21 protein-coding genes, 1 tRNA gene and 1 riboswitch are annotated in these 25,581 nt (G+C 60.5%); of the genes, 3 read left to right on the top strand and 19 right to left on the bottom strand.

Going from position 1 to position 25,581, the window contains the following annotated elements; all coding sequences use genetic code 11:
* Positions 1-109: 109 nt before the first annotated feature.
* The 5 genes from AC0IYH_RS02540 to ltaE all read right to left on the bottom strand — a co-directional run bounded on the left by AC0IYH_RS02540 (position 110) and on the right by ltaE (position 5,735).
* A tRNA-Ser gene (locus AC0IYH_RS02540) sits at positions 110-200 on the bottom strand.
* A gap of 62 nt (positions 201-262) precedes the next feature.
* Entirely contained in the window at positions 263-451 is a 189-nt protein-coding gene (csrA, locus tag AC0IYH_RS02535; protein ID WP_003175645.1) for a carbon storage regulator CsrA, read from the bottom strand.
* A gap of 175 nt (positions 452-626) precedes the next feature.
* Entirely contained in the window at positions 627-1,868 is a 1,242-nt protein-coding gene (locus AC0IYH_RS02530) for an aspartate kinase (RefSeq protein WP_056861669.1), read from the bottom strand.
* 97 nt (positions 1,869-1,965) lie between these two features.
* Positions 1,966-4,584 (bottom strand): alanine--tRNA ligase, encoded by a 2,619-nt coding sequence (gene alaS, locus AC0IYH_RS02525; RefSeq protein ID WP_471832891.1) that lies wholly within the window; start codon positions 4,582-4,584, stop codon positions 1,966-1,968.
* 146 nt (positions 4,585-4,730) lie between these two features.
* Positions 4,731-5,735, bottom strand: coding sequence for a low-specificity L-threonine aldolase (gene ltaE, locus AC0IYH_RS02520; protein ID WP_471832890.1), 1,005 nt, complete (start codon positions 5,733-5,735; stop codon positions 4,731-4,733).
* 183 nt (positions 5,736-5,918) lie between these two features.
* Positions 5,919-6,088, top strand: a riboswitch (FMN riboswitch).
* Positions 6,089-6,184: 96 nt separating this feature from the next.
* Here ltaE and AC0IYH_RS02515 point away from each other — a divergent pair.
* Positions 6,185-6,694: a 6,7-dimethyl-8-ribityllumazine synthase gene (locus AC0IYH_RS02515; RefSeq protein ID WP_471832889.1), complete on the top strand. Its 510-nt coding sequence runs from the start codon at positions 6,185-6,187 to the stop codon at positions 6,692-6,694.
* 130 nt (positions 6,695-6,824) lie between these two features.
* On the opposite strand, the gene astE is transcribed toward AC0IYH_RS02515, so the two are convergent.
* The 14 genes from astE to acs form a co-directional block, all read right to left on the bottom strand.
* Positions 6,825-7,829 carry a succinylglutamate desuccinylase gene (gene astE / locus AC0IYH_RS02510; protein ID WP_116625904.1) on the bottom strand — a complete coding sequence of 335 codons (1,005 nt, stop codon included), beginning with the start codon at positions 7,827-7,829 and terminating at the stop codon, positions 6,825-6,827.
* An 11-nt stretch (positions 7,830-7,840) separates the two neighbouring features.
* Positions 7,841-8,131 carry a hypothetical protein gene (locus AC0IYH_RS02505; RefSeq protein ID WP_003214319.1) on the bottom strand — a complete coding sequence of 97 codons (291 nt, stop codon included), beginning with the start codon at positions 8,129-8,131 and terminating at the stop codon, positions 7,841-7,843.
* A 24-nt stretch (positions 8,132-8,155) separates the two neighbouring features.
* Positions 8,156-9,502 (bottom strand): N-succinylarginine dihydrolase, encoded by a 1,347-nt coding sequence (gene astB, locus AC0IYH_RS02500; RefSeq protein WP_116625903.1) that lies wholly within the window; start codon positions 9,500-9,502, stop codon positions 8,156-8,158.
* Between the two features lie 186 nt (positions 9,503-9,688).
* A complete protein-coding gene (astD, locus tag AC0IYH_RS02495; RefSeq protein ID WP_471833016.1) occupies positions 9,689-11,158 on the bottom strand; it encodes a succinylglutamate-semialdehyde dehydrogenase in 1,470 nt (489 codons plus the stop codon).
* Positions 11,155-12,180 (bottom strand): arginine N-succinyltransferase, encoded by a 1,026-nt coding sequence (gene astA / locus AC0IYH_RS02490; RefSeq protein ID WP_116625901.1) that lies wholly within the window; start codon positions 12,178-12,180, stop codon positions 11,155-11,157. The genes astD and astA overlap by 4 nt, the downstream gene beginning before the upstream one ends.
* Before the next feature lie 50 nt (positions 12,181-12,230).
* Positions 12,231-13,250 carry an arginine/ornithine succinyltransferase subunit alpha gene (aruF, locus tag AC0IYH_RS02485; protein WP_116625900.1) on the bottom strand — a complete coding sequence of 340 codons (1,020 nt, stop codon included), beginning with the start codon at positions 13,248-13,250 and terminating at the stop codon, positions 12,231-12,233.
* A gap of 197 nt (positions 13,251-13,447) precedes the next feature.
* Positions 13,448-14,668, bottom strand: coding sequence for an aspartate aminotransferase family protein (locus AC0IYH_RS02480; RefSeq protein WP_471832888.1), 1,221 nt, complete (start codon positions 14,666-14,668; stop codon positions 13,448-13,450).
* Positions 14,669-15,238: 570 nt separating this feature from the next.
* Positions 15,239-16,219 carry a transcriptional regulator ArgR gene (argR, locus tag AC0IYH_RS02475; RefSeq protein ID WP_116625898.1) on the bottom strand — a complete coding sequence of 327 codons (981 nt, stop codon included), beginning with the start codon at positions 16,217-16,219 and terminating at the stop codon, positions 15,239-15,241.
* Between the two features lie 232 nt (positions 16,220-16,451).
* Positions 16,452-17,216: an ABC transporter ATP-binding protein gene (locus AC0IYH_RS02470; RefSeq protein ID WP_003214336.1), complete on the bottom strand. Its 765-nt coding sequence runs from the start codon at positions 17,214-17,216 to the stop codon at positions 16,452-16,454.
* 27 nt (positions 17,217-17,243) lie between these two features.
* Complete coding sequence (locus tag AC0IYH_RS02465; RefSeq protein ID WP_471832887.1) at positions 17,244-18,356, bottom strand: succinylglutamate desuccinylase/aspartoacylase family protein; 1,113 nt, start codon at positions 18,354-18,356, stop codon at positions 17,244-17,246.
* A 1-nt stretch (position 18,357) separates the two neighbouring features.
* Positions 18,358-19,056 (bottom strand): ABC transporter permease, encoded by a 699-nt coding sequence (locus tag AC0IYH_RS02460; protein WP_116625896.1) that lies wholly within the window; start codon positions 19,054-19,056, stop codon positions 18,358-18,360.
* Positions 19,053-19,742: an ABC transporter permease gene (locus AC0IYH_RS02455; protein WP_032886746.1), complete on the bottom strand. Its 690-nt coding sequence runs from the start codon at positions 19,740-19,742 to the stop codon at positions 19,053-19,055. The genes AC0IYH_RS02460 and AC0IYH_RS02455 overlap by 4 nt, the downstream gene beginning before the upstream one ends.
* A 91-nt stretch (positions 19,743-19,833) precedes the next feature.
* Positions 19,834-20,619, bottom strand: coding sequence for an ABC transporter substrate-binding protein (locus AC0IYH_RS02450; protein ID WP_116625895.1), 786 nt, complete (start codon positions 20,617-20,619; stop codon positions 19,834-19,836).
* Positions 20,620-21,230: 611 nt separating this feature from the next.
* The gene (gene acs, locus AC0IYH_RS02445) at positions 21,231-23,186 is read right to left on the bottom strand and encodes an acetate--CoA ligase (RefSeq protein WP_116625894.1); all 1,956 of its coding nucleotides are present in this window, start codon (positions 23,184-23,186) and stop codon (positions 21,231-21,233) included.
* Between the two features lie 396 nt (positions 23,187-23,582).
* Here acs and AC0IYH_RS02440 point away from each other — a divergent pair, with 396 nt between their 5' ends.
* Entirely contained in the window at positions 23,583-23,852 is a 270-nt protein-coding gene (locus tag AC0IYH_RS02440; protein ID WP_116625893.1) for a DUF2790 domain-containing protein, read from the top strand.
* A gap of 473 nt (positions 23,853-24,325) precedes the next feature.
* Positions 24,326-25,576, top strand: coding sequence for a ribonucleotide-diphosphate reductase subunit beta (locus AC0IYH_RS02435; RefSeq protein ID WP_032879817.1), 1,251 nt, complete (start codon positions 24,326-24,328; stop codon positions 25,574-25,576).
* Positions 25,577-25,581 lie beyond the last annotated feature (5 nt).

The following is a 25,581-nucleotide window of genomic DNA, read 5'->3' as shown; positions in this document are numbered from 1 at the left end:
CATTTGTTGCCGCGCATTATAGGCCGTTCAATCTCTATGTAAAGCTATTTTTTCGTTTAATTTCAACAACTTAGCGAAAAAACCAGATTGCAACGTACTAAGCAAATAATGGCGGAGAACGGGGGATTCGAACCCCCGACACCCTTTTGAGGTGTACTCCCTTAGCAGGGGAGCGCCTTCGGCCACTCGGCCAGCTCTCCGCAACACGGGGCGTATATTAACCACGTTCATCCCCGTTTGCAAACATAAAAAACGATAAAAATTAAAGGCTTGGTTCTTCGTCCTTCTCTTTCTTGATCCGCAGGTAGATTTCCTCGCGGTGGACCGCTACCTCTTTCGGAGCGTTAACCCCGATACGTACTTGATTGCCTTTGACGCCGAGCACGGTCACGGTGATTTCGCCATCACCGATAATCAGGCTTTCTGCGCACCGACGAGTCAGAATCAGCATACCTTTCTCCTCACGCATTTCAGTTCAGGAACAACAGTCTGCAAAAAAAAGGCGCTCGACCTACGACCTGACGGCCATAGCCCTAACGGCCTAAGTATTGTCGAGCACACGTAAAAGACCATGCGCCCTACAAAAAATGAAAGGCGCGGTAAACCGCGCCTTCCTGGCATTGCTATCACTCGCCCTGTCGGGCCGGAGCGTCCAGCTCAAAAGCGGTGTGCAGCGCGCGTACAGCCAGTTCCAGGTACTTCTCTTCGATCACCACCGAGACTTTGATTTCCGAGGTGGAGATCATCTGGATGTTGATGCTTTCCTTGGCCAGCGCCTCGAACATGCGGCTGGCAACGCCGGCATGGGAACGCATGCCCACACCCACGATCGACACCTTGGCAATTTTGGTATCGCCGACCACTTCACGGGCGCCAATCTCGCTCGCGGTGTTCTGCAGGATACGTTCGGCTGCATCGTACTCGTTGCGGTGCACGGTGAAGGTGAAATCGGTGGTGTTATCGTGCGAAACGTTCTGCACGATCATGTCGACTTCAATGTTCGCGCCGCTGATAGGGCCCAGGATCTTGAACGCCACGCCCGGGGTGTCTGGCACGCCACGGATCGTCAGCTTGGCTTCATCGCGGTTGAAAGCGATGCCGGAAATGATCGGCTGTTCCATGGATTCCTCTTCATCAATAGTAATGAGGGTGCCCGGACCCTCTTTGAAGCTGTGCAATACGCGCAGCGGAACGTTGTACTTGCCGGCGAACTCCACCGCGCGGATCTGCAACACCTTGGAACCGAGGCTGGCCATTTCCAGCATCTCTTCGAAGGTGATCTTGTCCAGGCGCTGAGCCACAGACACCACACGCGGGTCGGTGGTGTACACGCCGTCCACGTCGGTATAGATCTGGCATTCATCGGCCTTGAGAGCCGCTGCCAGCGCCACGCCGGTGGTGTCCGAACCGCCACGCCCGAGGGTCGTGATGTTGCCCTGCTCGTCCACACCCTGGAACCCTGCTACAACTACCACGCGACCGGCTTTCAGATCTGTGCGGATTTTCTGATCATCGATCTGCAGGATGCGCGCCTTGGTATGCGCACTGTCAGTCAGGATGCGCACCTGGCTACCAGTGTAGGACACGGCCGGCACGCCACGCTTGTTCAGGGCCATGGCCAACAGGGCAATGGTCACCTGCTCGCCGGTGGACACAATCACATCCAGCTCACGCGGCAGCGGTTGCTGGTCGCCACTGATTGCCTTGGCCAGATCGATCAGGCGATTGGTCTCGCCGCTCATGGCCGACAGCACCACCACCAGGTCGTCGCCGGCATCGCGGAATTTCTTAACCTTGTCGGCCACCTGCTCGATTCTTTCGACAGAGCCGACCGAGGTGCCTCCAAATTTCTGTACGATCAAAGCCATTTCTAAGCCGCCTCAGCCCGTAAAGGGGCGCCCAATAAACAAATCTTCAAGCAGCCAGGCGAGCCCATGACTAGACCATGGGCTCATCCACAGCGCCTTAAATGCCCGCCTCGACAAACGGTACGGTCAGGGCCAGGGCCGCGTCCAGGGCACCGGCGTCTACACCACCGCCTTGTGCCATGTCCGGACGACCACCGCCCTTCCCGCCCACTGCCGCGGCGGCTTGCTTCATCAAATCACCGGCCTTGAGTTGGCCAGTCAGGTCCTTGGTTACACCGGCAACCAGAACGACCTTATCCTCATGGACACTGCCGAGCAGGATCACTGCGCGGCCGAGCTTGTTCTTCAACTGATCGACCAGGGCCAACAGCGCCTTGCCGTCCTGACCGTCCAGGCGTGCGGCCAGGACTTTCACGTCCTTGACGTCCACCGCAGCAGCCGACAGATCGTCGCCTGCCGCGCTGGCTGCCTTGGCTTGCAACTGCTCCAACTGTTTCTCCAGCGCGCGGTTGCGCTCCAGCACAGCGGACAGCTTGTCGATCAGGTTGTCGCGGCTGCCCTTGACCAGGCTGGCCGCTTCCTTGAGTTGTTCTTCGGCTGCATTGAGGTAGTCCAGGGCCGCAGCACCGGTCACTGCCTCGATACGGCGCACACCGGAGGCCACGCCACCTTCGCTGATGATCTTCAGCAGGGCAATGTCGCCGGTACGGTTGGCGTGGATACCGCCACACAGTTCTACCGAGAAATCGCCACCCATGCTCAGCACGCGCACGCTGTCACCGTACTTCTCGCCGAACAGCGCCATGGCGCCCTTGGCCTTGGCGGTCTCGATGTCGGTTTCTTCGGTTTGCACCGGGGTGTTCTTGCGGATTTCGGCGTTGACGATATCTTCCAGGGCCTTGATCTGCGCAGGCTTGATCGCTTCAAAGTGGCTGAAGTCGAAACGCAGGCGCTGGCTGTCGACCAACGAACCCTTCTGCTGGACGTGCTCGCCGAGTACCTGACGCAGCGCAGCGTGCAGCAAGTGCGTGGCCGAGTGGTTCAGCGCAGTCGCGTTACGCACGTCGGCATCGACCTGGGTGTCAACCGGCGCACCGACGGTCAGGTTGCCCAGCACCAGCACACCGTGGTGCAGGAACGCGCCGCCGGTCTTGGTGGTGTCGCGCACTTCAAAACGGCCGGAGGTCGAGCTCAGGAAGCCACAGTCGCCGATCTGGCCACCGGACTCGGCGTAGAACGGCGTCTGGTCCAGGACCACAACCGCCTCGTCGCCTTCGTTCAACACGTCGACCGACTTGCCGTCTTTATAGAGGGCGACGATCTTGGCCGAGCCCACGGTGGCACTGTAACCAATGAATTCGGTCGGTACGTCGACCTTGACCAGGGTGTTGTAGTCCAGGCCAAAGGAGCTGGCGGAACGCGCACGCACGCGCTGGGCTTCCATCTCACGTTCGAAACCGGCCTCATCGATGGTGAGCTCACGCTCACGGGCGATGTCGGCGGTCAGGTCCATCGGGAAGCCGTAGGTGTCGTACAGCTTGAACACCACATCACCCGGCACCACGGTGCCTTTAAGTTCGGCCAGGTCCTGCTCCAGAATCTTCAGGCCGTGTTCCAGGGTCTTGGAGAATTGCTCCTCCTCGGCCTTGAGCACGCGCTCGATGTTGCCTTGCTGCTGCTTGAGTTCCGGGAAGGCTTCGCCCATCTCGGCAACCAGTGCGGCCACAATCTTGTAGAAAAAGCTGCCGGTGGCGCCCAGCTTGTTACCGTGACGGCAGGCGCGACGGATGATGCGACGCAGCACGTAGCCACGGCCTTCGTTGGACGGCAGTACGCCGTCGGCAATCAGGAAGCCGCAGGCACGGATGTGGTCCGACACCACCTTGAGCGAAGACTGGCTTTCATTGGCGCAGCCAATGGCCGCCGCCGAGGCGCTCAGCAGGTTGGTGAACAGGTCGATTTCGTAGTTGGAGTGCACGTGCTGCATCACCGCACTGATCCGCTCCAGGCCCATGCCGGTATCCACCGACGGCGCCGGCAGCGGATGCAACACGCCGTCGGCGGTGCGGTTGAACTGCATGAACACGTTGTTCCAGATCTCGATGTAACGGTCGCCGTCTTCTTCCGGCGAGCCCGGCGGGCCACCCCAGATGTCGGCGCCGTGATCGTAGAAAATTTCGGTGCACGGGCCGCACGGGCCGGTATCGCCCATGGTCCAGAAGTTGTCGGAGGCGTACGGCGCGCCCTTGTTGTCGCCGATGCGGATCATGCGCTCGGCGGGCACACCGATTTGTTGGGTCCAGATGTCATACGCTTCGTCGTCCGTCGCATAGACGGTGACCCAGAGTTTTTCCTTCGGCAGCTTCAACACGCCGGTCAGGAAGGTCCAGGCGAAGGTAATCGCGTCTTTCTTGAAATAGTCACCGAAGCTGAAGTTACCCAGCATTTCGAAGAAGGTGTGGTGGCGTGCGGTGTAACCGACGTTTTCCAGGTCGCTGTTCTTACCGCCGGCGCGTACGCACTTCTGGCTGCTGGTGGCGCGGGTGTACGCGCGCTTTTCCTGGCCCAGGAAGCAGTCCTTGAACTGGTTCATGCCCGCGTTAGTGAACAGCAGGGTTGGGTCATTGCCCGGGATCAAGGAGCTGGAGGCGACACGGGTGTGCCCTTGCTCCTCGAAGAAGCGAAGGAAGGCTTCACGGATTTCTGCGCTTTTCATTAGGTTCTTCCACGGAGGCTGCGGCCAAAGGCCAGTGCGCAACATCATCAGACGGAGCGACGGCAAAGGGCCGCATTATATCGGCCCTTTGCCGGTGGTACAGCGTGTTTATGCGATAGAGACAGTCAATTAGACGGTCTGCACGGTCATTTTCGGGAAAAGTCGACGAATGTCTGCACGACTTGCTCGATCTGCGCACGGCTCACATCCAAATGCGTGACCATGCGCAGGCGTGGCGCGGCGCTCAGCTTGATCCCGCGTTCGGCGGCAAAGGCCTTCAAGGCCTGGGCCCGGTCGCCGACCTGCACGTAGACCATGTTGGTCTGCATTGGCTCCACGCTGTAGCCGGCCTTGCGCAATTCATCGCCCAGCCATTGAGCGTTGGCGTGGTCGTCGGCCAGGCGCTGCACCTGGTGATCCAGCGCATACAGCCCCGCCGCCGCCAGCGAGCCGGCCTGGCGCATACCGCCGCCGACCATCTTGCGCAAACGCCGCGCCTTGGCGATCAACGCCTTGGAGCCGCACAGCACCGAGCCGATCGGCGCGCCGAGGCCCTTGGACAGGCACACCGACACCGAATCGAAATGCTGGGCAATCTCCCGCGCATCCACCCCCAGCTTGACTGCAGCGTTGTAGAGCCGCGCGCCGTCCAAGTGCAGGGCCAGGCCATGCTCACGGGTAAACGCGCGCGCCTTGGCCAGGTAGTCCAATGGCAGCACCTTGCCCTGCATGGTGTTTTCCAACGCGAGCAAGCGGGTGCGGGCGAAGTGGAAATCATCCGGCTTGATCGCCTCAAGCACTTGATTCAGGTCGAGCGAACCGTCCGCCTGCACTTCCAGCGGCTGCGGCTGGATCGAGCCCAGCACCGCCGCCCCGCCACCTTCGTATTTGTAGGTGTGGGCCTGCTGGCCGACGATGTATTCCTCGCCCCGCTCACAGTGAGCCATCAACGCCAGAAGGTTGCTCATGGTGCCGGTGGGCACGAACAACGCCGCGGCGAACCCCAGGCGCTTGGCCAGTTCGGCCTCCAGGTGGTTAACGCTGGGGTCTTCGCCGTAGACGTCATCGCCGCTGGCGGCAGTGGCCATGGCGTCGAGCATGCCGGGGGTGGGTTGGGTCACGGTGTCGCTGCGCAGGTCTATGGCGGTCATGCGGGGGGCCTTTAATCATTGTTGGCGTATAAACGATTACTGCGGGCAAACCCGCGGAATATCAAGCCCCACCTGCATTCAATCGAATACCAACCAAACAAACCGATATAGGTTATCGATACGGCGCTCGTGCAGTTTTTGAAAAACCATGTTAAAAACTCTCCGCCGCCAGGGTTCTGGCGGCAACGTTCTCAGGGCGGGGTGCAATTCCCCACCGGCGGTAATTGCACGCAATGTGTATAGCCCGCGAGCGCTTGGCGCCTCGAACTGCTCACGCAGGACGGCGACAAGGTCAGCAGACCCGGTGTGATCCCGGGGCCGACGGTCATAGTCCGGATGAAGAGAGAACGGGATTGGCACCTAAGGGCCGCACACCCCGTGTGTTTGCGTACCCTTAAATCCCATTCGATTCATAACGCCCTGTTTTTTTCTTAAACAGGAGTCAGAACATGCAACCCACCGCAATCGACAGCAAAAGCAAAAACCACCACGGCGAGCGCGTCGCGTTTATCCAGGCCTGCTGGCACAAGGATATTGTCGACCAATCCCGCAAAGGCTTCCTCGCCGAAATGCTCGCCCAGGGCTACCAGGAATCGGACATCGATTTCTTCGAAGTCGGCGGCGCCTTTGAAATGCCCCTGCACGCCAAACTGCTGGCCAAGACCGGCCGTTACGCCGGTATCGTCGCTGCCGCGCTGGTGGTGGACGGCGGCATCTACCGTCACGAATTCGTCGCCCAATCGGTGGTCAGCGGCCTGATGCAGGTGCAGCTGGAAACTGAAGTACCGGTGTTCTCGGTGTCCCTGACCCCGCACCACTTCCACGCCGGCAGCGAGCACCATGCGTTCTTCCATGACCACTTTGTGCACAAGGGCCAGGAAGCTGCGCGCACCTGCGCCGACACCCTGCACAAAGTCCGCGCGATCCGCCGCAGCGAGCCACGCGCGGTAGCGGTCTAAGCAACAACTCAAAACCAATGTGGGAGGGGGCTTGCCCCCGATAGCGGTGTGTCAGCTACAGATAAGCTGGCTGACACACTGCTATCGGGGGCAAGCCCCCTCCCACATTTGACCGTGTGAATCTCGGGGTCTATGCCAGGCCAGCGTCCGTGGTTGGCACAATCAGTATCCCGGCCCGTAAGCCATTCTTCACCTTCGGGTTGGGGAAGATGATGCGCGCGCCCTCCTCCTCGATCACCCAGCGGGTCTTGGCCACATCTTCGGCCAGCAGATAGCCCTGCGCCAACGGCGAGAAGTTTTCCACGTCTGCCGGCAGGTGCATCAGGAAGGCATCGCTGTGCTTGATGACTTCACGGGACACGGCAAACAGTTGCAAGCCTTCCAGGCTCTCGGTGGCCGGCTCGCTGCCCTCGATGATCTGCTTGAGGCGGGTTTCCAGGCGGGACACGTCCACGCCCTGGTTCTGCCCGAACGGCCGCGCCTTGCCCAGCTCCAACGTGAAGGCTTCGGCCTGCAGTTGCTCGTAGGTAAACGCGGTGAAAGTAATCGAGGTTTTGTTCTGCAGCAGCACGGCCTGCATGCCGGCGGCGTTCAGGCGTGCCAGTTCGTGGCGTGAGTGCTGGCGCCCTTCTTTCCACGGGTACAAGGCAAACTGCTCGATCTTCGAGCCGCGAATGGCGGTGTGCAGGTCGTAATGCAGACGCGAACGGTCGGGCTGGCTGAAGAAGCTGCGTGCCAGTTGCTCAAGCTCGGCGGCGCGCATGGCTTCGGGGCCGATGTTTTGTTCATGCCGGCCGTTGAACAGCCGGTTGACGTCCAGCTCAAGGTAACGCTCGCCGCGGCGCATGGCCTCGGGGTTACCGAACAGGAACAGAATTCGGGCGCGGGGTTTGATCTCCCCACGGGCAATGCCATGCAACAGGCGGTCGAGCAGTTCGATCGGCGCGGTTTCGTTGCCATGGATGCCGGACGACAGCAGCAGGTCGCTGCCGTTGTCCAAGGCCTGCGGCGGGCGCACTTCCAGCGCGCCCTCGCTGAGCCAGCGCATCTGCACGCCGTCGACAGTCAGTTGAATTTTTTGCGCCGGTTCACGACCGGCGAGGGTCAGTTCAAGCAGTTTGCCGAGGGCGAGCATAAGCAGCTTCCTTAGTGGTTGCAGCCTGGGCCGTGGACGTGATCGTCGTCGTCACCTTCAACGTCGGCCGGTTCCATTTCCAGTTGCAGGCTCATCAGGTTGGTGGCCAATGGGCGCATCAGCAGGTTGGCGTACTCGGCGTCGCCTTCTTCCACGTCCACGCCGATCAGCAATTGGCCACGGCCGTCGTGCTGGATCCAGATTTCCTTGCCCTGCCAGACCACGGCGACGCGGGTGCAGGAAGTTTCCAGCTGGGTGCCGTCGGTGTCTTCAAGAATCAGTTTCAGGGTGTCGGTGGTCATAAAATAACTCTCAGCCGTATGGCGTTAATTAATCTGGAAAGGATAAACCGAGCCCAGTTTAAGGATTTGCGTCAGTTCATCCAATGCCGTCCGGCACTCCAGCAACAATTGCGGGTCAGCCAGGTCGGTTTCGCGCAGGCTGTCGCGGTAGTGCTTGTCGACCCACTGGGTCAAGGTGTCGTACAACGGCGCGGTCATGATAACGCCTGGGTTTACCGCCGCCAGCTCGGTTTCGTTCAAGGCAACACGCAGGCGCAGGCACGCCGGGCCGCCGCCGTTCTGCATGCTTTGCTTGAGGTCGAAGACTTTCACTTCGCGGATCAACCCACCGGCAGCCGTGAGGTTTTGCAGGTACTGCCACACGCGCTCATTGGCGCGGCATTCTTCCGGCACGATCAGCAGCATCGAGCCGTCAGGGCGCGTCAGCAACTGGCTGTTGAACAGGTAGGAACGCACCGCGTCTTCGACACTGACCTGGGCGCGCGGCACGCACACCGACTGGAAATTACCGCCCAGCTTGCCCAACTTGGCCTGCAGCTCGCCGAGCATCTGCTCGGTATGGAGGAAAGCGTCTTCGTGATAGAACAGCACCTCGCCATTGCCCACGGCGATGACGTCGTTGTGGAACACACCGGCATCGATCACTGCCGGGTTCTGCTGGGCGTAGACCACGCCGTCGTCCTTCAAACCGTGCAGGCGCGCGACGGCCTGGGAGGCTTCGAGGGTCTGGCGCGCCGGGTATTTCTGCGGCGCGGCGTAACGCGGGTCGAACGCGCTGCGGCCGAACACGAAAAACTCCACGCCCGCCTCACCGTACTCACGGCAGAAACGCGTGTGGTTGGCCGCGCCTTCGTCGCCGAACTGCGCCACCGCCGGCAACGCGGCGTGGTGGGCAAAGTGTTTGTCGTCGGCGAACATCGCCCCCAGCACGCGGCTGGTGGTCGGGTGTTCGATGCTGCGGTGGTATTTGCAGTTGAGGTTGGCGGCGGTGAAGTGCACGCGGCCGTCAAAGGTGTCGGCGCTCGGGCTGACAGTGGCGGCGTTGGCCACCCACATGCTCGATGCCGAGCAGCTGGCGACCAGCAAAGGCATGGCCTGCTTGGCGGCTTGCTGGATGACTTGGGCATCACTGCCGCTGAAACCGAGGCTGCGCAAGGCCGCTACATCAGGACGTTCCTGGGGCGCCAATACGCCTTGCACAAAGCCCATATCCATCAGGGCCTTCATTTTCTGCAGGCCCTGCAACGCCGCTTCCTTGGGGTTGGAATGCTGCTGGCTGTTGCTCTGGGACGCGACGTTGCCGAAGGACAAACCGCCGTAGTTATGGGTCGGCCCCACTAGACCGTCAAAATTGACTTCATAGGATTTCATCGGCGAGGCTCCACGAACATCTGTTTTTATAGGCTTCAAAAGTCTGCAACACACCACAAATCCAATGTGGGAGGAGGCTTGCCTCCGATAGCAGTCTGCCAGTTAATCAATAGGTGACTGACACAGCGCCATCGGGGGCAAGTCGAATCGTCGCACCGCCCCTCCCAGATTAAATCACTGTCACCTTCACTTCAGCGTAATACCGGGCGTCAGTGTGGCCGGAACCACCAGGCTCGGGGTTTCCAGCGAGGCCACCGGATACGCACAATAATCCGCCGCGTAATACGCACTCGCGCGATGGTTGCCCGAGGCCCCTACCCCGCCAAATGGCGCGGTGCTGGCGGCGCCGGTCAGCTGTTTGTTCCAGTTGACGATGCCGGCGCGGCTTTCCAGCCAGAACTGCTGGAAACGCGCTTCGGAGTCCGACAGCAAGCCGGCGGCCAGGCCATATTGAGTGTTGTTGGCCTCGGCAATCGCGCCGGCAAAATCAGCGTAGCGGATCACTTGCAGCAGCGGGCCGAACAGTTCTTCGTCTTCGCGCTCGGTCACGCCGGTCACGTCGATGATGCCCGGGGTCAGCAGTGCGGCCTGGTCCTGGGGTTGAGTCATTTCCAGCAGCGCCACCGCGCCATTGGCCAGCATCAGTTCCTGGGCGTCCATCAAGGCTTTGGCCGCCGCCAGGGAAATCACCGAGCCCATGAACGGCGCCGGTTGCTGGTCGAATGGACCCACTGCAATCGTCGCGCTCACCGCCACCAGACGCGCGAGCAGCGCATCACCCCAGGCGCCTTCCGGCACCAGCAGGCGACGGGCACAGGTGCAGCGCTGGCCGGCCGAGATAAACGCCGATTGAATAATGGTGTAGACCGCCGCATCCACGTCGGCCACTTCGTCCACGACCAGCGGGTTGTTGCCGCCCATTTCCAGGGCCAGGATCTTGTCCGGGCGCCCCGAGAACTGCTGGTGCAGGTGATTGCCGGTACGGCTGGAGCCGGTAAAGAACAAGCCATCGATGCCCGGGTTGGCCGCCAGCGCGATACCGGTTTCCCGCGCGCCTTGCAGCAGGTTCAGCACGCCCGCCGGCAAACCGGCTTCGATCCAGCATTGCACGGTCAGCTCGGCGACTTTGGGGGTCAGCTCGCTCGGCTTGAACAGCACGGTGTTCCCCGCCAACAAGGCCGGGACAATATGCCCGTTGGGCAAATGGCCAGGGAAGTTGTACGGGCCAAACACCGCCACCACCCCGTGGGGCTTGTGGCGCAGCACGGCAGTGGCGTCGCCCAGTGGGCCGCTCTTTTCGCCGGTACGCTCACGGTAGCTTTGCACCGAGATGGCAATCTTGTTGGCCATGCTGGTGACTTCGGTAGCCGATTCCCACAGTGGCTTACCGGTTTCCTCACCAATGCAACGGGCGATTTCGTCGGCGCGGCTTTTCAGGGTGTTGGCAAAGGTTTCCAGCACGCTGATGCGTTCCTCGAGCGGGCGTCGGGCCCAGTCCGGAAACGCCTGACGCGCAGCCTGCACGGCGGACTCGACCTGCTCGACAGTGGCGCCATTGCCGGCCCACAACACCTGCTGGGTCACCGGGTTGCGCGATTCAAACAGTTCACCCTGGCCAGCCAGCCAGCTACCTGCGATATACAGCGAATTCATTATTTCGACTCCCGGGCAGCAGACAACGGTACGGCACGCACTTGATCACCGACCACCAGTTGCAGGCGCTTGGCGGTCTGTGGATCGACCACCAGAGTGCCTGCCGCCAGTCGGGCCGGCGCGGCAGTGATGCGGCAGTCTTCGCGCTTGCGGTTATGGATCAGGAACGGCGTGGCGTCGTCCCCCGGTGTGCCGATGGCCAACACCAGCGACTGGCTGTCACGCACCGCACGGATCTTGCTGGTTTCACACTCTACCGCCGGGCCGGCGTCGAAGATGTCGACATAACCCTGGTAGCTGAAGCCTTCGCTCTTGAGCATGCTCAGCGCCGGCTCGGTGTCGGGGTGAACCTTGCCGATCACGTTGCGCGCGTCCTCGGACAGGAAGCAGCTGTACAACGGAAATTTCGGCATCAGCTCGGCGATAAACGCCTTGTTGCCCACACCCGTGAGGTAGTCGGCCTGGCTGAACTCCATCTTGAAGAAGTGCCGGCCCAGGCTTTCCCAGAACGGCGAACGCCCGGCCTCGTTGGACACGCCGCGCATCTCGGCAATGATCTTGTTGCCGAACAGCTGCGGGAACTCGGCGATAAACAGCATGCGCGCCTTGGCCAGCATGCGGCCGTTGAGGCCGGTGCGGTAATCGGCGTGCAGGAACAACGAACACAGCTCGGAATTGCCGGTGAGGTCGTTGGCCAAAAACAGCGTCGGAATCTCGCGGTAGATATTCAGCTCCTGGGAGGCGCTGACGGTCAGCCCAACCCGGAAGTTGTACCAGGGCTCGCGCAGGCCAACGGCGCCGGCGATGGCGGAAATGCCCACCACGCGGCCCTCGTCGTTTTCCAGCACGAACAGGTAGTCGGCATCCCCGCGCCCGGCGTCGCCGCGAAAGGTTTTTTCGGCCCAGCCAACCCGGTGAGTCAGGCGCTCTTCGTTGGCCGGCAAGGTGGTGAGGCCGGTGCCGGTGCTGCGCGCCAGATCAATCAGGGCCGGTAAATCGCTGCTGCGTACGGGACGAACGATCATGCTATCTCCTCAGACGGGCCGCCTTGCAGCCACCCGCGACACTCAATTCTTTAAACCGCTACCAAACGCACGCTTGCGCCTTCGCCTACACCCAGCGCTTCGGCGGCGGCCAGGTCCAGGGTTACCGGTTTACCCGGCGCGTAGTCCAGTTCCAGCATCACCGCGCGGTAATCCTGCAACTGGCCATTGCTGACCAGGTACTGGCGCCCTGCCCCTTTGATCATCTCGCCGATCTTCACCGGCACCACGCGGCTCTGGGCAATCGAGCGAATGCCCGAGACCCGTGCGTGCAGCGTCGGGCCACCGTCGAAGATGTCGATGTAATGGTCGGTCTCGAAGCCTTCGCGCATGAGGATGTCGAAGGTGATCTGCGCACGCGGGTGCACCTGGCCCATCGCCTCTTGGGCTTCGTCCGGCAGCAGCGGCACGTAGATCGGGTAATGCGGCATCAGCTCGGCGAGGAAGGTGCGGCTTTTCAGCCCACACAGGCGCTCGGCGGCGGCGTAATTGAGGTCGAAGAAGTTGCGACCGATGGCGTCCCAGAACGGCGAATCACCGTTCTCGTCGCTGTAGCCGACAATCTCGGTTACCACCGAGTCGGCAAAGCGCTCGGGGTGGCCGGCGACAAACAGCAGGCGGCCACGGGAATTGAGCTCCGACCATGGCGACCCGACCAGCTCGGGCACCACGTAGAAACTGGTGAGCAGGCTGTTGCCGGTGAGGTCGTGGCACTGGGAAAGCACGTGAATCTTGTTGTGGATCTTCAGTTCGCGGGAAGCGTGCACGAAGGTTTCGTTACGGAAGCTGTAGAACGGCTCCGAGTAACCCGCCGAGGCGACGATGGCCGAGCAGCCGGCGAGCTTGCCGGTCTCGGTGTCTTCGAGCACGAAGAAATAGCTTTCTTCACCGTTGAAACTGACCTCGGCCGCGAAGGACGCTTCGCTGGCGGCGATCTTGTCGCTCAGGCGTTCCACATCATCCGGCAAGGAGGTGACACCAATCGGGCTGTCCGCAGCCAGACGCTGTACCTCGCCCAGATCAGCCATTTGCGCGGGGCGCATCACCAGCATGGTGTCACTCCTTAACTCGAAAACTCATAGGAAAAAATACCGGACAGGCCTCAAAACAACACCTATCCCCTTGTAGAGCACATTCCAATGTGGGAGGGGGCTTGCCCCCGATCGCAGTCTGTCAGTTGATAAATCAGGTGACTGATCCACCGCTATCGGGGGCAAGCCCCCTCCCACATTTGATCCCGGCTAGCCGATCAGGCTTGGGTCAGGGTCTTCACGGCACGCTCAAAACGGTCCAGACCTTCCTGGATATCCGCCTCTTCCACCACCAGACTCGGCGCAAAACGCACCACGTCCGGGCCGGCTTGCAGGATCATCAGGTTTTCTTTTTCGGCTGCGTTGAACACGTCCTTGGCACGGCCTTTGAACGCGTCGCTCAGCACGCAACCGATCAGCAGGCCCATGCCACGCACTTCGGTGAAGATGCCGTATTGCTTGCCGATCTGCTCCAGGCGCGCCTTGAACTGGTCGTGCTTGGCGTTGACGCCGGCCAGCACCTCGGGGGTGTTGATCACGTCGATCACAGCTTCAGCCACCGCGCACGCCAGCGGGTTGCCGCCGTAGGTGGTGCCGTGGGTGCCGACCACCAGGTGCTTGGCCAGCGCTTCAGTGGTGAGCATCGCCGCGATCGGGAAACCGCCGCCCAGGCTCTTGGCGCTGGTGAGGATATCCGGCACCACGCCGTAATGCTGGTAGGCAAACAGGTGGCCGCTGCGACCCATGCCGGTTTGCACTTCGTCGAACACCAGCAGCGCGTTGTTGGCGTCGCACAGCTCGCGGGCACCTTGCAGGTAGGCCAGTTCGGCCGGCAGCACGCCGCCTTCGCCCTGGATCGGCTCCAGCACCACGGCGCAGGTCTTGTCCGACACGGCGGCTTTCAGCGCTTGCAGGTCGTTATAAGGGACGTGGGTGATGCCGGTGATTTTAGGCCCGAAACCATCGGAGTACTTCGACTGGCCACCGACGTTGACGGTGAACAGGGTACGGCCGTGGAAGCTGTTCAGCGCGGCGATGATCTCGTACTTCTCGGTACCAAAGCGGTCGAACGCCACGCGACGGGCCAGCTTGAACGCGGCCTCGTTGGCTTCGGCGCCGGAGTTGCAGAAGAACACACGCTCGGCAAACGTGGCGTCGATCAGCTTATGCGCCAGGCGCAGGGCCGGCTCATTGGTGAAGACGTTGGACACGTGCCACAGCTTGTTGGCCTGTTCGGTCAGTGCGCCGACCAGCGCCGGGTGGGCGTGGCCCAATACGTTGACCGCGATGCCGCCGGCAAAGTCGATCAGCTCGCGACCCGCCTGGTCCCATACGCGCGAACCTTCGCCGCGCACAGGAATAAAGGCGGCAGGTGCATAGTTGGGCACCATCACCTGGTCGAAATCGGCACGTTGCACCGGGGCTTGCTCAACGGACATCGGAGTCTCCTGAAGAGGAACGCCTGCCTGGAACTGGCGGGCGATGCAGGGATTGTAAGGACAGTTTTGAGTGCGGCCTTGCCGCCAAGCGACAACTTCTTATAGCGCCAACCCGCGATTTTCGCGGGTTTACGCCAATGCGACAAATACCGTCGCAATGGCGCAGTTTAAACGCTGGCGCGGGGTTTGCGGCATCGGCACGCGGATTTGTCTCGGCCCTGGCAAAAACCATCTATGCACCGCCTGCGTCCTGCCCGGTCTTGGTCCCCTTGGCTGTCATTCCCGTTGGAATCCAAGCCATGAGCAATCCCTCTCCAAGCCGTCGCGACACGCTACCGACCCTGAACCTGCGCATGCCGCGCGTCACCTTCCTGGCGTTCAGGGGCGACAGCAGCACCACCAGCGTCGAGGCGTTCCTCAATAGCTACTCCAGATTGCGGCAACTGCGTATTCACAAGGCCGGGCTGGAGAATATCCCGCAGGCGGTTTTCCCATCAGCGAGATGCCCGACCTCACCCGGCCGCTGGCCGATATCGATATACCGCCCCTGCTCGCGATTGACTGGGAGGACTAACCGCGCTCGGACGGCACCGACGACAACTCGAACGGGCTGCTGCTGCGCCGTTGGTTGCGGTCTTCGCGGGGAGTGGCGCCAAAGAAGTTGCGGTAGGCGCTGGAGAAGTGCGGCCCCGAGGAGAAGCCGCAGGACAGGCCGATCTGGATGATCGACTTGCTGGTTTGCATCAACATCTGGCGGGCCTTGTTCAGGCGCAATTCCAGGTAGTACTGGCTGGGGACGCGGTTGAGGTATTGCTTGAAGATCCGTTCCAGTTGTCGTCGCGACACGCACACGTGCTGGGCGATTTCATCGGTGGTCAGCGGTTCTTCGATATTGGCCTCCATCAGCAGCACCGCCTGGGTGAGCTTCGGATGGCTGGAACCCAAGCGGTTTTGCAGCGGGATGCGCTGGCGCTCGCCGCCTTCGCGGATGCGCTCTACCACCAGTTCTTCGGAGACTGCACCGGCCAGTTCGGCGCCGTGGTCGCGGGCCAGCACGGCCAGCAACAGGTCGAGCACCGACATACCGCCGCAGGCGGTCAGGCGGTCACGGTCCCAGTCGAACAAATGGCTGGTGGCGATTACCTTGGGGAAGCGCTCGGCAAAGTCGTCCTGCCAGCGCCAGTGCACGGCGGCGCGGTAGCCGTCGAGCAGGCCGAGCTGGGCCAGCGGATACACACCGGCCGACAGGCCGCCGATCACACACCCGGCGCGCACCAATTGCTTGAGCGCGGTGCTGAGTTGGGAGGCGATCGCCGTGGGCGGCTCGTCTGCGAGCAGGAACAGTTTCTGGAAGCCTTCGAGCTTGCCGGCCCATGGCTCGCCGGGCAACGTCCATGCACCTTCGGTAGCCGGCTCCGCGAGCAGGAACGACAGCTCGTAGACCACGTCCGGATGCACCCGCTGAGCAACGCGCAAGGCCTCCTCAGCCAGCGCAAGCGTCAGTGCTTTTGTGCTGGGCCAAATGAGAAAACCAATTTTGTGGGCGGTCATGGAGTGCTATCCGAAGCGAAGAACGGTGATGAAGACAAAGGCCAATGCTAGCCCGTAAACCAACACAAAGCTTAAAAACGATAAAGATCCACTATGGAGATCTAATGTGGGAGGGGGCTTGCCCCCGATGGCGGTGTATCAGCCAGTACATGTGAACCTGATTCACCGCTATCGGGGGCAAGCCCCCTCCCACATAAAGCAAAAAGCCAAAAGCAGCTCAAGCAGGTAAAGGCTATTTCAAGCTGCCGGAGAGGAACTGCTGCAAACGCTCGGACTGCGGGTTCACCAGCACTTCACGCGGGTTGCCACGTTCTTCAACAATGCCTTTGTGCAAAAACACCAACTGGTTCGACACTTCACGGGCAAAGCCCATTTCGTGGGTCACCACCACCATGGTGCGGCCTTCCTGGGCCAGGTCCTGCATCACCTTGAGCACTTCGCCGACCAGTTCCGGGTCGAGCGCCGAGGTGGGTTCGTCAAACAGCATCACCTCCGGTTCCATCGCCAGGGCGCGGGCGATGGCCACGCGCTGCTGCTCGCCGCCGGACATGTGGCCGGGGAACGCATCCTTACGATGGCCCACGCCAACCTTGGCCAGGTAGTGCTCGGCCTTTTCACGCGCGTCTTTTTTCGACATGCCCAGCACGTGCACCGGAGCTTCCATCACGTTTTCCAGCGCGGTCATGTGCGACCACAGGTTGAAATGCTGGAACACCATGGACAGACGCGAACGCATGCGCTGCAGCTGTTTAGGGTCGGCAGCCTTCATGGCGCCGTCCTTGTTGGCCACCAGTTTCAGCTCTTCGTTATTGAGCAAAATCTTGCCGGCGTGGGGTTGCTCCAACAGGTTGATGCAGCGCAAAAAGGTACTTTTGCCCGAACCGCTGGAACCGATGATGCTGATCACATCACCGGCCGCGGCGGCCAGGGATACACCTTTGAGCACTTCATGACTGCCATAGCGTTTATGCAGGTCTTGGACTTCAAGTTTGTACATGCGGTCGGTTCTCACAAAAACAGGTGGTCAGTCGTTGAGCAAGCGCCCGTGACGCAGCGCTTCGCGCCCCGCCACCTTGGCCAGCCAGAAACCCGCTTGGGCATAACGTAGCCGTTCAACGGCAAACAACACCCCCGAGGTGCCCGCGCAGATGGTGCTCACGCGGTCTTCCAGGGGGTCAATCACTTCAAAAATCGCTTCGCCGGTGTCCACCCAGTCACCGGCTTTACGCAAGTAACTGATCACCCCGGCGTGGGGCGCAAACAACAACTCGGTGCCTTCGAACGGCACGCCTTCGCAGGGTTCGTGCTGCGGCGCCGGCCATTCGCCGGTGATCAGCCCCTGCTCGGCGAGGAACGCCAGGATGCCTTCGGCGTGGAAGATCGCTTCGTCACGGCCGGTGTCGGCCTGGCCGCCCAGCTCCAGGGTGGTCGCCAGGCACGCCAGCGGGATCTGCGCCTCGGGGAATGCCCGGGCCAGACGCAACCACGGCAACGAGCAGGCTTCGTCAAACGAACTGCCGCCGGAGTCTTCCGCCAGCAGGCCGACTTTCACATTCAAATGCGCCGACAGCGAACGCCACTGCGGCCAGTGCTGGGGCAGCGCATACATATGCAGCGCGGCTTCAGCATCACAATGCAGGTCGAGGACCACATCGGCGGTGCACGCGTGGCTCAGCAGGATGCGTTGCATGCCTTGCAGCTGGCTGGCGGGCTCGGGCAGTGCGTTGAGTGCGTCGCTCATGGCCTGGCGAATCAGGCGCACGTTAGCGTGGGGGTCATCGCCGAGTTTGCCTTGCAACTGCGCAGACACCGGCTCGCTCAGCTCAACGAAATCACGGTTGAAATTCTTGCCGCTGCCGACCTCGAAACGCCCCTGGTGGCTGCCTTGCAGCAACTGGCCGAGGCCCATCGGGTTGGCCACCGGCACCAGCTCGATCACGCCGTTGAGGGCGCCTTGTTGCTCCAGTTCGGTGAGGCGTTTTTTCAGCTCCCACGCGGCGCGCATCCCCGGCAATTCGTCGGCGTGCAGGCTGGCCTGGATATAGGCCTTGCGCTCGCCTTTGCCGAAACGGAACACGCTCAGCTGGCGTTCACAGCCCAGGTGCCCCCAGGGCAACAGGTGGTCGATACGTTCCATCTCAGTGCTTCCGTGGAGCCAGGTAGCTCAGCCAGCGGCGCTCGGCCAACTTGAACAGGCGCACCAGGATGAAGGTCAGGCACAGGTAGAACACGCCGGCGGTGATATAGGCTTCGAACGGCAGGTAGAACTGTGCGTTCACGGTGCGCGCGGCGCCGGTGATGTCGATCAGGGTGACGATGGAGGCCAGGCTGGTGGTCTGCAACATCATGATCACTTCGTTGCTGTACTGCGGCAGCGCGCGGCGCAGGGCCGACGGCAGCAGGATGCGGCGGTACAGCTTGTAACGCGACATGCCCATGGCCTTGGCCGCTTCGATCTCGCCGTTCGGCGTGGCCTTGAGGCTGCCGGCGATGATTTCGGCGGTGTAGGCGCTGGTGTTGATCGCAAAGGCCAGGCACGCGCAGAAGGTGGCGCTGGACAGCAGTGGCCACATAAAGCTTTCGCGCACGGCTTCGAATTGCGCCAGCCCGTAGTAGATCAGGAACAGCTGCACCAGCATCGGCGTGCCACGGATCACGTAGGTGTAGAGCCACGCCACGCCATTGATGATCGGCTGCTTGGACACACGCATCAGGCCCAGGGGCAAAGCGGCAAGCAAGCCGAAGAACAGCGAAATGGCCAGCAGTTTCAGGGTGGTCAGCAGGCCGCCAAGGTACAGCGGCATGGCCTCCCAGATGACGTTGTAGTCGAAGATCATAGATCAGCCGCCCTTACGCCTACCGAGTAGCGCTTCTCAAGATAGCGCAGGGCCAGCAACGACACGCTGGTGATCACCAGGTACATCGCCGCCACTGCGAGGAAGAAGGTAAAAGGCTCGCGGGTGGCATCTGCCGCCTGCTTGGCCTTGAACATCATGTCTTGCAGGCCCACCACCGAAATCAGCGCGGTGGCCTTGGTGAGTACCAGCCAGTTGTTGGTAAACCCGGGGATCGCCAGCCGGATCATCTGCGGCACCATCACCCGGAAAAACACCTGGAAACTGCTCATGCCATACGCAAGGCCGGCTTCGGCCTGGCCCTTGGGAATGGCCATGAAGGCGCCGCGGAAAGTTTCCGACAGGTAGGCGCCAAAGATGAAACCCAGGGTGCCAATACCGGCAGCCAAGGGGTTCAAGTCGATATAGTCGTCATAGCCGAGCATCGGCGCGACGCGGTTAAGCAGGTCCTGACCGCCGTAGAAAATCAGCAGAATCAGCACCAGGTCGGGGATCCCGCGGATCACCGTGGAGTACAAGTCACCCAGCCAGGCCAACCAGCGCACCGGCGACAGGCGTAACGCGACCCCGATCAGACCCAGAACAATGGCCAAGGCCATGGACGACAAGGCGAGCTGAAGCGTCAACCATGCGCCATCGAGGATGACGGCCCCGTAGCCTTTCAACATGATTCAGGTCCTCGAAAAGGGGGATGAAAAAATGGCGCAAACCTCAGGAATTCTGTTGCTTGCGCCATTTCGGACAGACAGCTAAGACGATTTACTTGGTTTCAGGACCGTAAATGTCGAAGTTGAAGTACTTTTTCTCGATTTCTTTGTATTTGCCGTTGGCACGGATCGCGGCAATGGCTGCGTTGATGCGGTCCAGGTTTTCCTTGTCGCCTTTACGTACAGCGATGCCGATGCCGTCGCCGAAGTATTTGGCGTCGGTGAAGGCCGGGCCGGTGAACGCGTAGCCTTTACCGGCTGGGGTGTCGAGGAAACCTTCCTGCAGCAGGGTGGCGTCGGCCACGGTGCCGTCGAGGCGACCGGCTTCTACGTCCAGGTAGATTTCGTTCTGCGAGCTGTAAGGCACGATGGTGGCGCCTTTGGCCGCCAACACTTCCTTGGCGAAACGGTCGTGGATCGAACCACGCTGCACGCCGATTTTCTTGCCTTTGAGTTCGTCCAGGCTGTCGGTCACCGCAACGCCTTCCTTCAACACCAGGCGCGCTGGGGTCAGGTAGTAGCGGTTGGTGAAGTCCACGGACTTCTTGCGGTCTTCGGTGATGGACATGGACGACAGGATCGCGTCGATCTTGCGCACTTTGAGCGCAGGGATCAGGCCGTCGAACTCTTGCTCAACCCAGGTACATTTAACCTGCATCTCTTCGCACAGGGCGTTGCCGATGTCGTAGTCAAAGCCGACGATGCTGCCATCCGGCGCCTTCGAGGCAAACGGCGGGTAAGCCGCTTCGATACCAATTTTCAACGGCTTGCCTTCAGCGAAAGCCTGCATGGACAGCACGGACAGCGCCAGGGCGCCCAACAGCACGAGTTTCTTCATCTTGGGACTCCATCGGTATAGGGCAAAACAGCAGTATGAGCCATGGCCCACGATGCGACGTAAAGGAACCGAATTGCGGTGCTGCGTCCTACGCCAGTTCAACACCGGAGACGACGAGCGAGTGATCGGCATTCTAACGACAGGCCGGAAGCCGATATTTCCTCAATGCGACAACTATTTACAGAAGCACCGAGAAAGCGGTTTCAGCACATTGACAGCCCCTGAATTTTATGCAGAGACAAAAGATATTAAACCTGTTGATGCTGCAAATTGCGGGCCTATTATTCGCAAACCCTTCTAGCACGGCAAGTCTGGCGTTTAATCTTCTTTCGGCGGGTGTCTGGAATGCGGCTTTAAGGGGCGCAGGCGTAGCACTTTGCCTCATGTTTGGGCGCGGGGTTACACATTTAGGTTCAGCGGTAACATTCGGAAACGGCCTACTGCATAAACCGATATTTATTGGGCTGAAGGTGATGCACAACCTGGAATGCAATCCAAATGTGGGAGGGGGCTTGCCCCCTCCCACATTTTTGATCTCCATTGGTTTCAATACTTCATAAAAAAGCCCCACCTGGCTTACACCAGACAGGGCTCTGTCCTACCAACCTGCCTTACGCCACATTCATCGTCTTGTGCGTCTCAATCAAATGCGCCACCACACCCGGGTCTGCCAGCGTCGAGATATCCCCCAACCCGTCATACTCAGCCGTAGCAATCTTGCGCAAAATCCGCCGCATGATTTTCCCCGAGCGCGTCTTCGGCAAGCCCGGTGCCCACTGGATCACGTCCGGCGAAGCAATCGGCCCGATTTCCTTGCGCACCCAGTTTTTCAGCTCCAGGCGCAGCGCTTCGTTCGGCTCTTCGCCATTCTTGAGCGTGACATACACATAGATGCCCTGCCCCTTGATGTCATGCGGCACGCCGACCACCGCCGCTTCCGCGACTTTAGGGTGAGCGACCATCGCGCTTTCAATCTCGGCGGTGCCCATGCGGTGGCCGGACACGTTCAGCACGTCATCCACACGCCCGGTGATCCAGTAGTAGCCGTCCTCGTCACGGCGCGCGCCGTCGCCGGTGAAGTACATGCCCCGGAAGGTCTTGAAGTAGGTGTCGACGAAACGGTCATGGTCACCATACAGCGTGCGCGCCTGGCCTGGCCATGAATCGAGGATCACCAGGTTGCCTTCGGCGACGCCCTCGATCAGGTTACCGAGGTTATCCACCAGCGCCGGCACCACGCCAAAGAACGGGCGTGCCGCCGAACCCGGCTTGAGCGCATGCGCGCCCGGCAACGGGCTCATCATGTTGCCGCCGGTTTCGGTCTGCCACCAGGTGTCGACGATCGGGCAACGGGATTGGCCAACGTTCTTGTAGTACCAGTCCCAGGCTTCCGGGTTGATTGGCTCGCCTACCGAACCGAGCAAACGCAGGCTGCTGCCATCGGCGCCTTCTACAGCAGCGGTGCCGGAAGCCATCATCGCGCGGATCGCGGTCGGGGCGGTGTAGAGGATATTGACCTTGTGCTTGTCGACGATCTTCGCCACCCGCGTGATATCCGGGTAGTTCGGCACGCCTTCGAACAGCAGCGTGGTCGCGCCATTCGCCAACGGGCCGTAGACGATATAGGTGTGGCCAGTGACCCAACCGACGTCGGCGGTGCACCAGTAGATTTCACCCGGGCGGTAGTCGAAAACGCGCTCGTGGGTCAGGGCTGCGTAGAGCAGATAGCCGCCGGTGGTGTGCTGCACACCTTTAGGCTTGCCGGTGGAACCGGAGGTATAAAGGATGAACAGCGCTTCTTCAGCGCCCATCTCTTTGGGCGCACACACGGTGCCGGCCACTTTCATCAGGTCTTCGTACCAGATGTCGCGATGCTGGTTCCACTTGATCGCGCCATTGGTGCGCTTGCACACGATGACTTTCTGAATGCTGTTGGTTTCCGGGTTGGTCAGCGCGTCGTCGACGTTGGCCTTCAGCGGAATTTTCTTACCGGCACGGATGCCTTCGTCGGCAGTGATCACCACCTTCGACTTACAGTCGATGATGCGACCGGCCAGGGCTTCCGGCGAAAAGCCGCCGAATACAACGGAGTGGATCGCACCGATGCGGGTACACGCCAGCATGGCGACCACGGCTTCGGGGATCATCGGCATATAGATAGTCACCACGTCGCCGCGGTGCACATCCTGGCCACGCAGGGCGTTGGCGAACTTGCAGACTTCTTCATGCAGCTCGCGGTAGGTGATGGTGCGGCTTTCGGAAGGGTCATCGCCTTCCCAGATGATCGCCGCCTGGTCGCCGCGCTCGGCGAGGTGACGGTCCAGGCAGTTGTAGGAAACGTTCAGGGTGCCATCGGCAAACCATTTGATATCGACATGGTGATCGTCGAACGAGGTCTGCTTCACCGCGGTGAAAGGCTTGACCCAGTCAAGGCGCTTGGCTTGCTCACGCCAGAAGCCATCGGGGTTGACCACCGACTGCTGGTACATGGCCTTGTAGGTCGCCTCGTCGGTCAGCGTGTTGGCTGCTACTTCGGGGCGAACGGGGTACAGGGAAGCCGCACTCATCTTTCTTACCTCGGTGACAATAGTTGTTTTTGTATGCCCTGTTGTAGCCGGGGCAGCCCCATAGAACCATTCGACGATGGTAGTAACAAGCCCCTACAAATTGCCCTGCTATCCCCGTTCGCCGCTCTGGCCCGCGCCCCGTGGCGCTTTGCGGCTTTGTGAAAAAACCTTTACCACGGGATTGTTACAAAAACCGCCAATAGTGTTTATCAAAAGCACGGGTATATGAATATAACTCGCAGGCCTAAAATCAACTCCGCCAACAAGGCACTGTGATTAACAACGCAACAGCCCCCACGAAGGCATCGTTAATCCGAACTAACCAACCCTAAGTTACACACGTGGCCTCACAAGGGCCCCGTGACCCCTTTCGCCCAAAAGAAGGTAAGTAAACAAATGAAAGCTCTCGTAGTTATGGCCCTCAGCAGCTTGTGCGCCACCGCCGCCCTGGCCGACGAGGCCCCGACCGAGCTGGCCGGCCAGAATGCCCCGATAGTTGAGGACTACACCTATAGCACCCACTTGGACGTTGCCAAAGTAGTGTCCATGAGCAATATCCCGGAAGTTTGCGAAGTTGTACCGGTGAAGATGGAATATGAAGACTCACAAGGTCAGCGCCATATTCTTAATTACCATGTCATGGGCAATGGTTGCTCTAACGGGTAATTAACTTTCCCTGCTGGATTCTTACTCGCCGCAAGAAATCGTTCTTGCGGCAAAGAGCCGGCCCTCCCTCCCCTCGTCGCCCCCTCGAAAAAAATCCTGCCGCTCGTCCCCTCAACCAACCCCAACAAACTCGCGCCTTGGCCCGAAAAGCAGGCTTTTTGTCTGCGATCCGAGACCATCCGCCGCAACACAAAGCCGAATTTTTCCCTATAATGCGCGGGTAAATCGGGCCTGCAATATCCCTTTACACAGGGATGAAGAGCCAGACCTGAGGCCTCCGCTGGAGCATGCACCTAGCGCTCCGCACCTCAAGCCTCACGCAGAACCCGTAACCCAATTCCGTTTATTTGCCTGCGCGAGCTGCTGCAACAAACGATTCCTTAAGATCCACCGCGGCCTTTGGGCCGTGTGAACACCCAACCATCCGGTTTCACACGGGCACCTTTGAGCCCTCACGCAGGAGACGACACGTCATGCTGAGCTGGGACGAATTCGACAAAGAAGAAGAAGGCGAAGTAGCCGCTAAAGGCGCCAACGCCGGCCACGCCACCGAAGCCAACATGGACCGCCTCGACGGCGCCGGCGCTGCCGCCGCCATCGAAGCCCGCGCCGTCACCGCCAGTGACTCCGCCGCCATCGTGCGCGCCAAGGCTGCCTTGGACAAACTCGACGTCGCCGAAGGCCTCGCCGAACTCGAAGGCTCCGCCGCCCGCGTCGCCGTTGACGAAAAGCGCATGATCAACTGCCGCGCCGACCTCAACCAACTCGTGCCTTTCAAGTACGACTGGGCCTGGCAAAAATACCTCGACGGCTGCGCCAACCACTGGATGCCGCAGGAGGTCAACATGACCGCCGACATCGCCCTGTGGAAGAACCCCGAAGGCCTCACCGACGACGAACGCCGCATCGTTATGCGCAACCTCGGTTTCTTCTCCACTGCGGATTCATTGGTCGCGAACAACCTGGTCCTGGCCGTGTACCGCCTGATCACCAACCCCGAGTGCCGCCAGTACATCCTGCGCCAGGCCTTCGAAGAAGCGATCCACACTCACGCCTACCAGTACTGCATCGAATCCCTGGCCATGGATGAAGGCGAAATCTTCAACATGTACCACGAGATTCCATCGGTCGCCAAAAAGGCCGCCTGGGGCCTCAAGTACACCCGATCAATCTCCGATCCGAAGTTTGAAACCGGCACCGTCGAGACTGATAAAGAGTTGCTGCGCAACCTGGTCGCCTACTACTGCGTGCTGGAAGGCATCTTCTTCTACTGCGGCTTCACCCAGATTTTGTCCATGGGCCGCCGCAACAAAATGACCGGCGTGGCGGAACAGTTCCAGTACATCCTGCGCGATGAGTCGATGCACCTGAACTTCGGTATCGATGTGATCAACCAGATCAAAATCGAAAACCCACACTTGTGGGATGCCGAGATGAAGGAAGAAGCGACCCAGATGATTCTGCAAGGGACTCAGTTGGAGATTGAATATGCTCGCGATACCATGCCGCGTGGGGTGTTGGGCATGAATGCGGCGATGATGGAGGATTATCTGAAGTTCATCGCTAACCGTCGTTTGTCGCAGATTGGCTTGAAAGAAGAATACCCAGGGACCACTAACCCGTTCCCGTGGATGAGTGAAATCATGGACTTGAAGAAAGAGAAAAACTTCTTCGAAACCCGTGTGATTGAGTACCAGACTGGCGGGGCGCTGAGCTGGGATTGATGGCA

The sequence above is a fragment of the Pseudomonas sp. AC463 genome (assembly GCF_979253585.1).
This window is presented reverse-complemented; position numbering and strand designations above follow the sequence as displayed.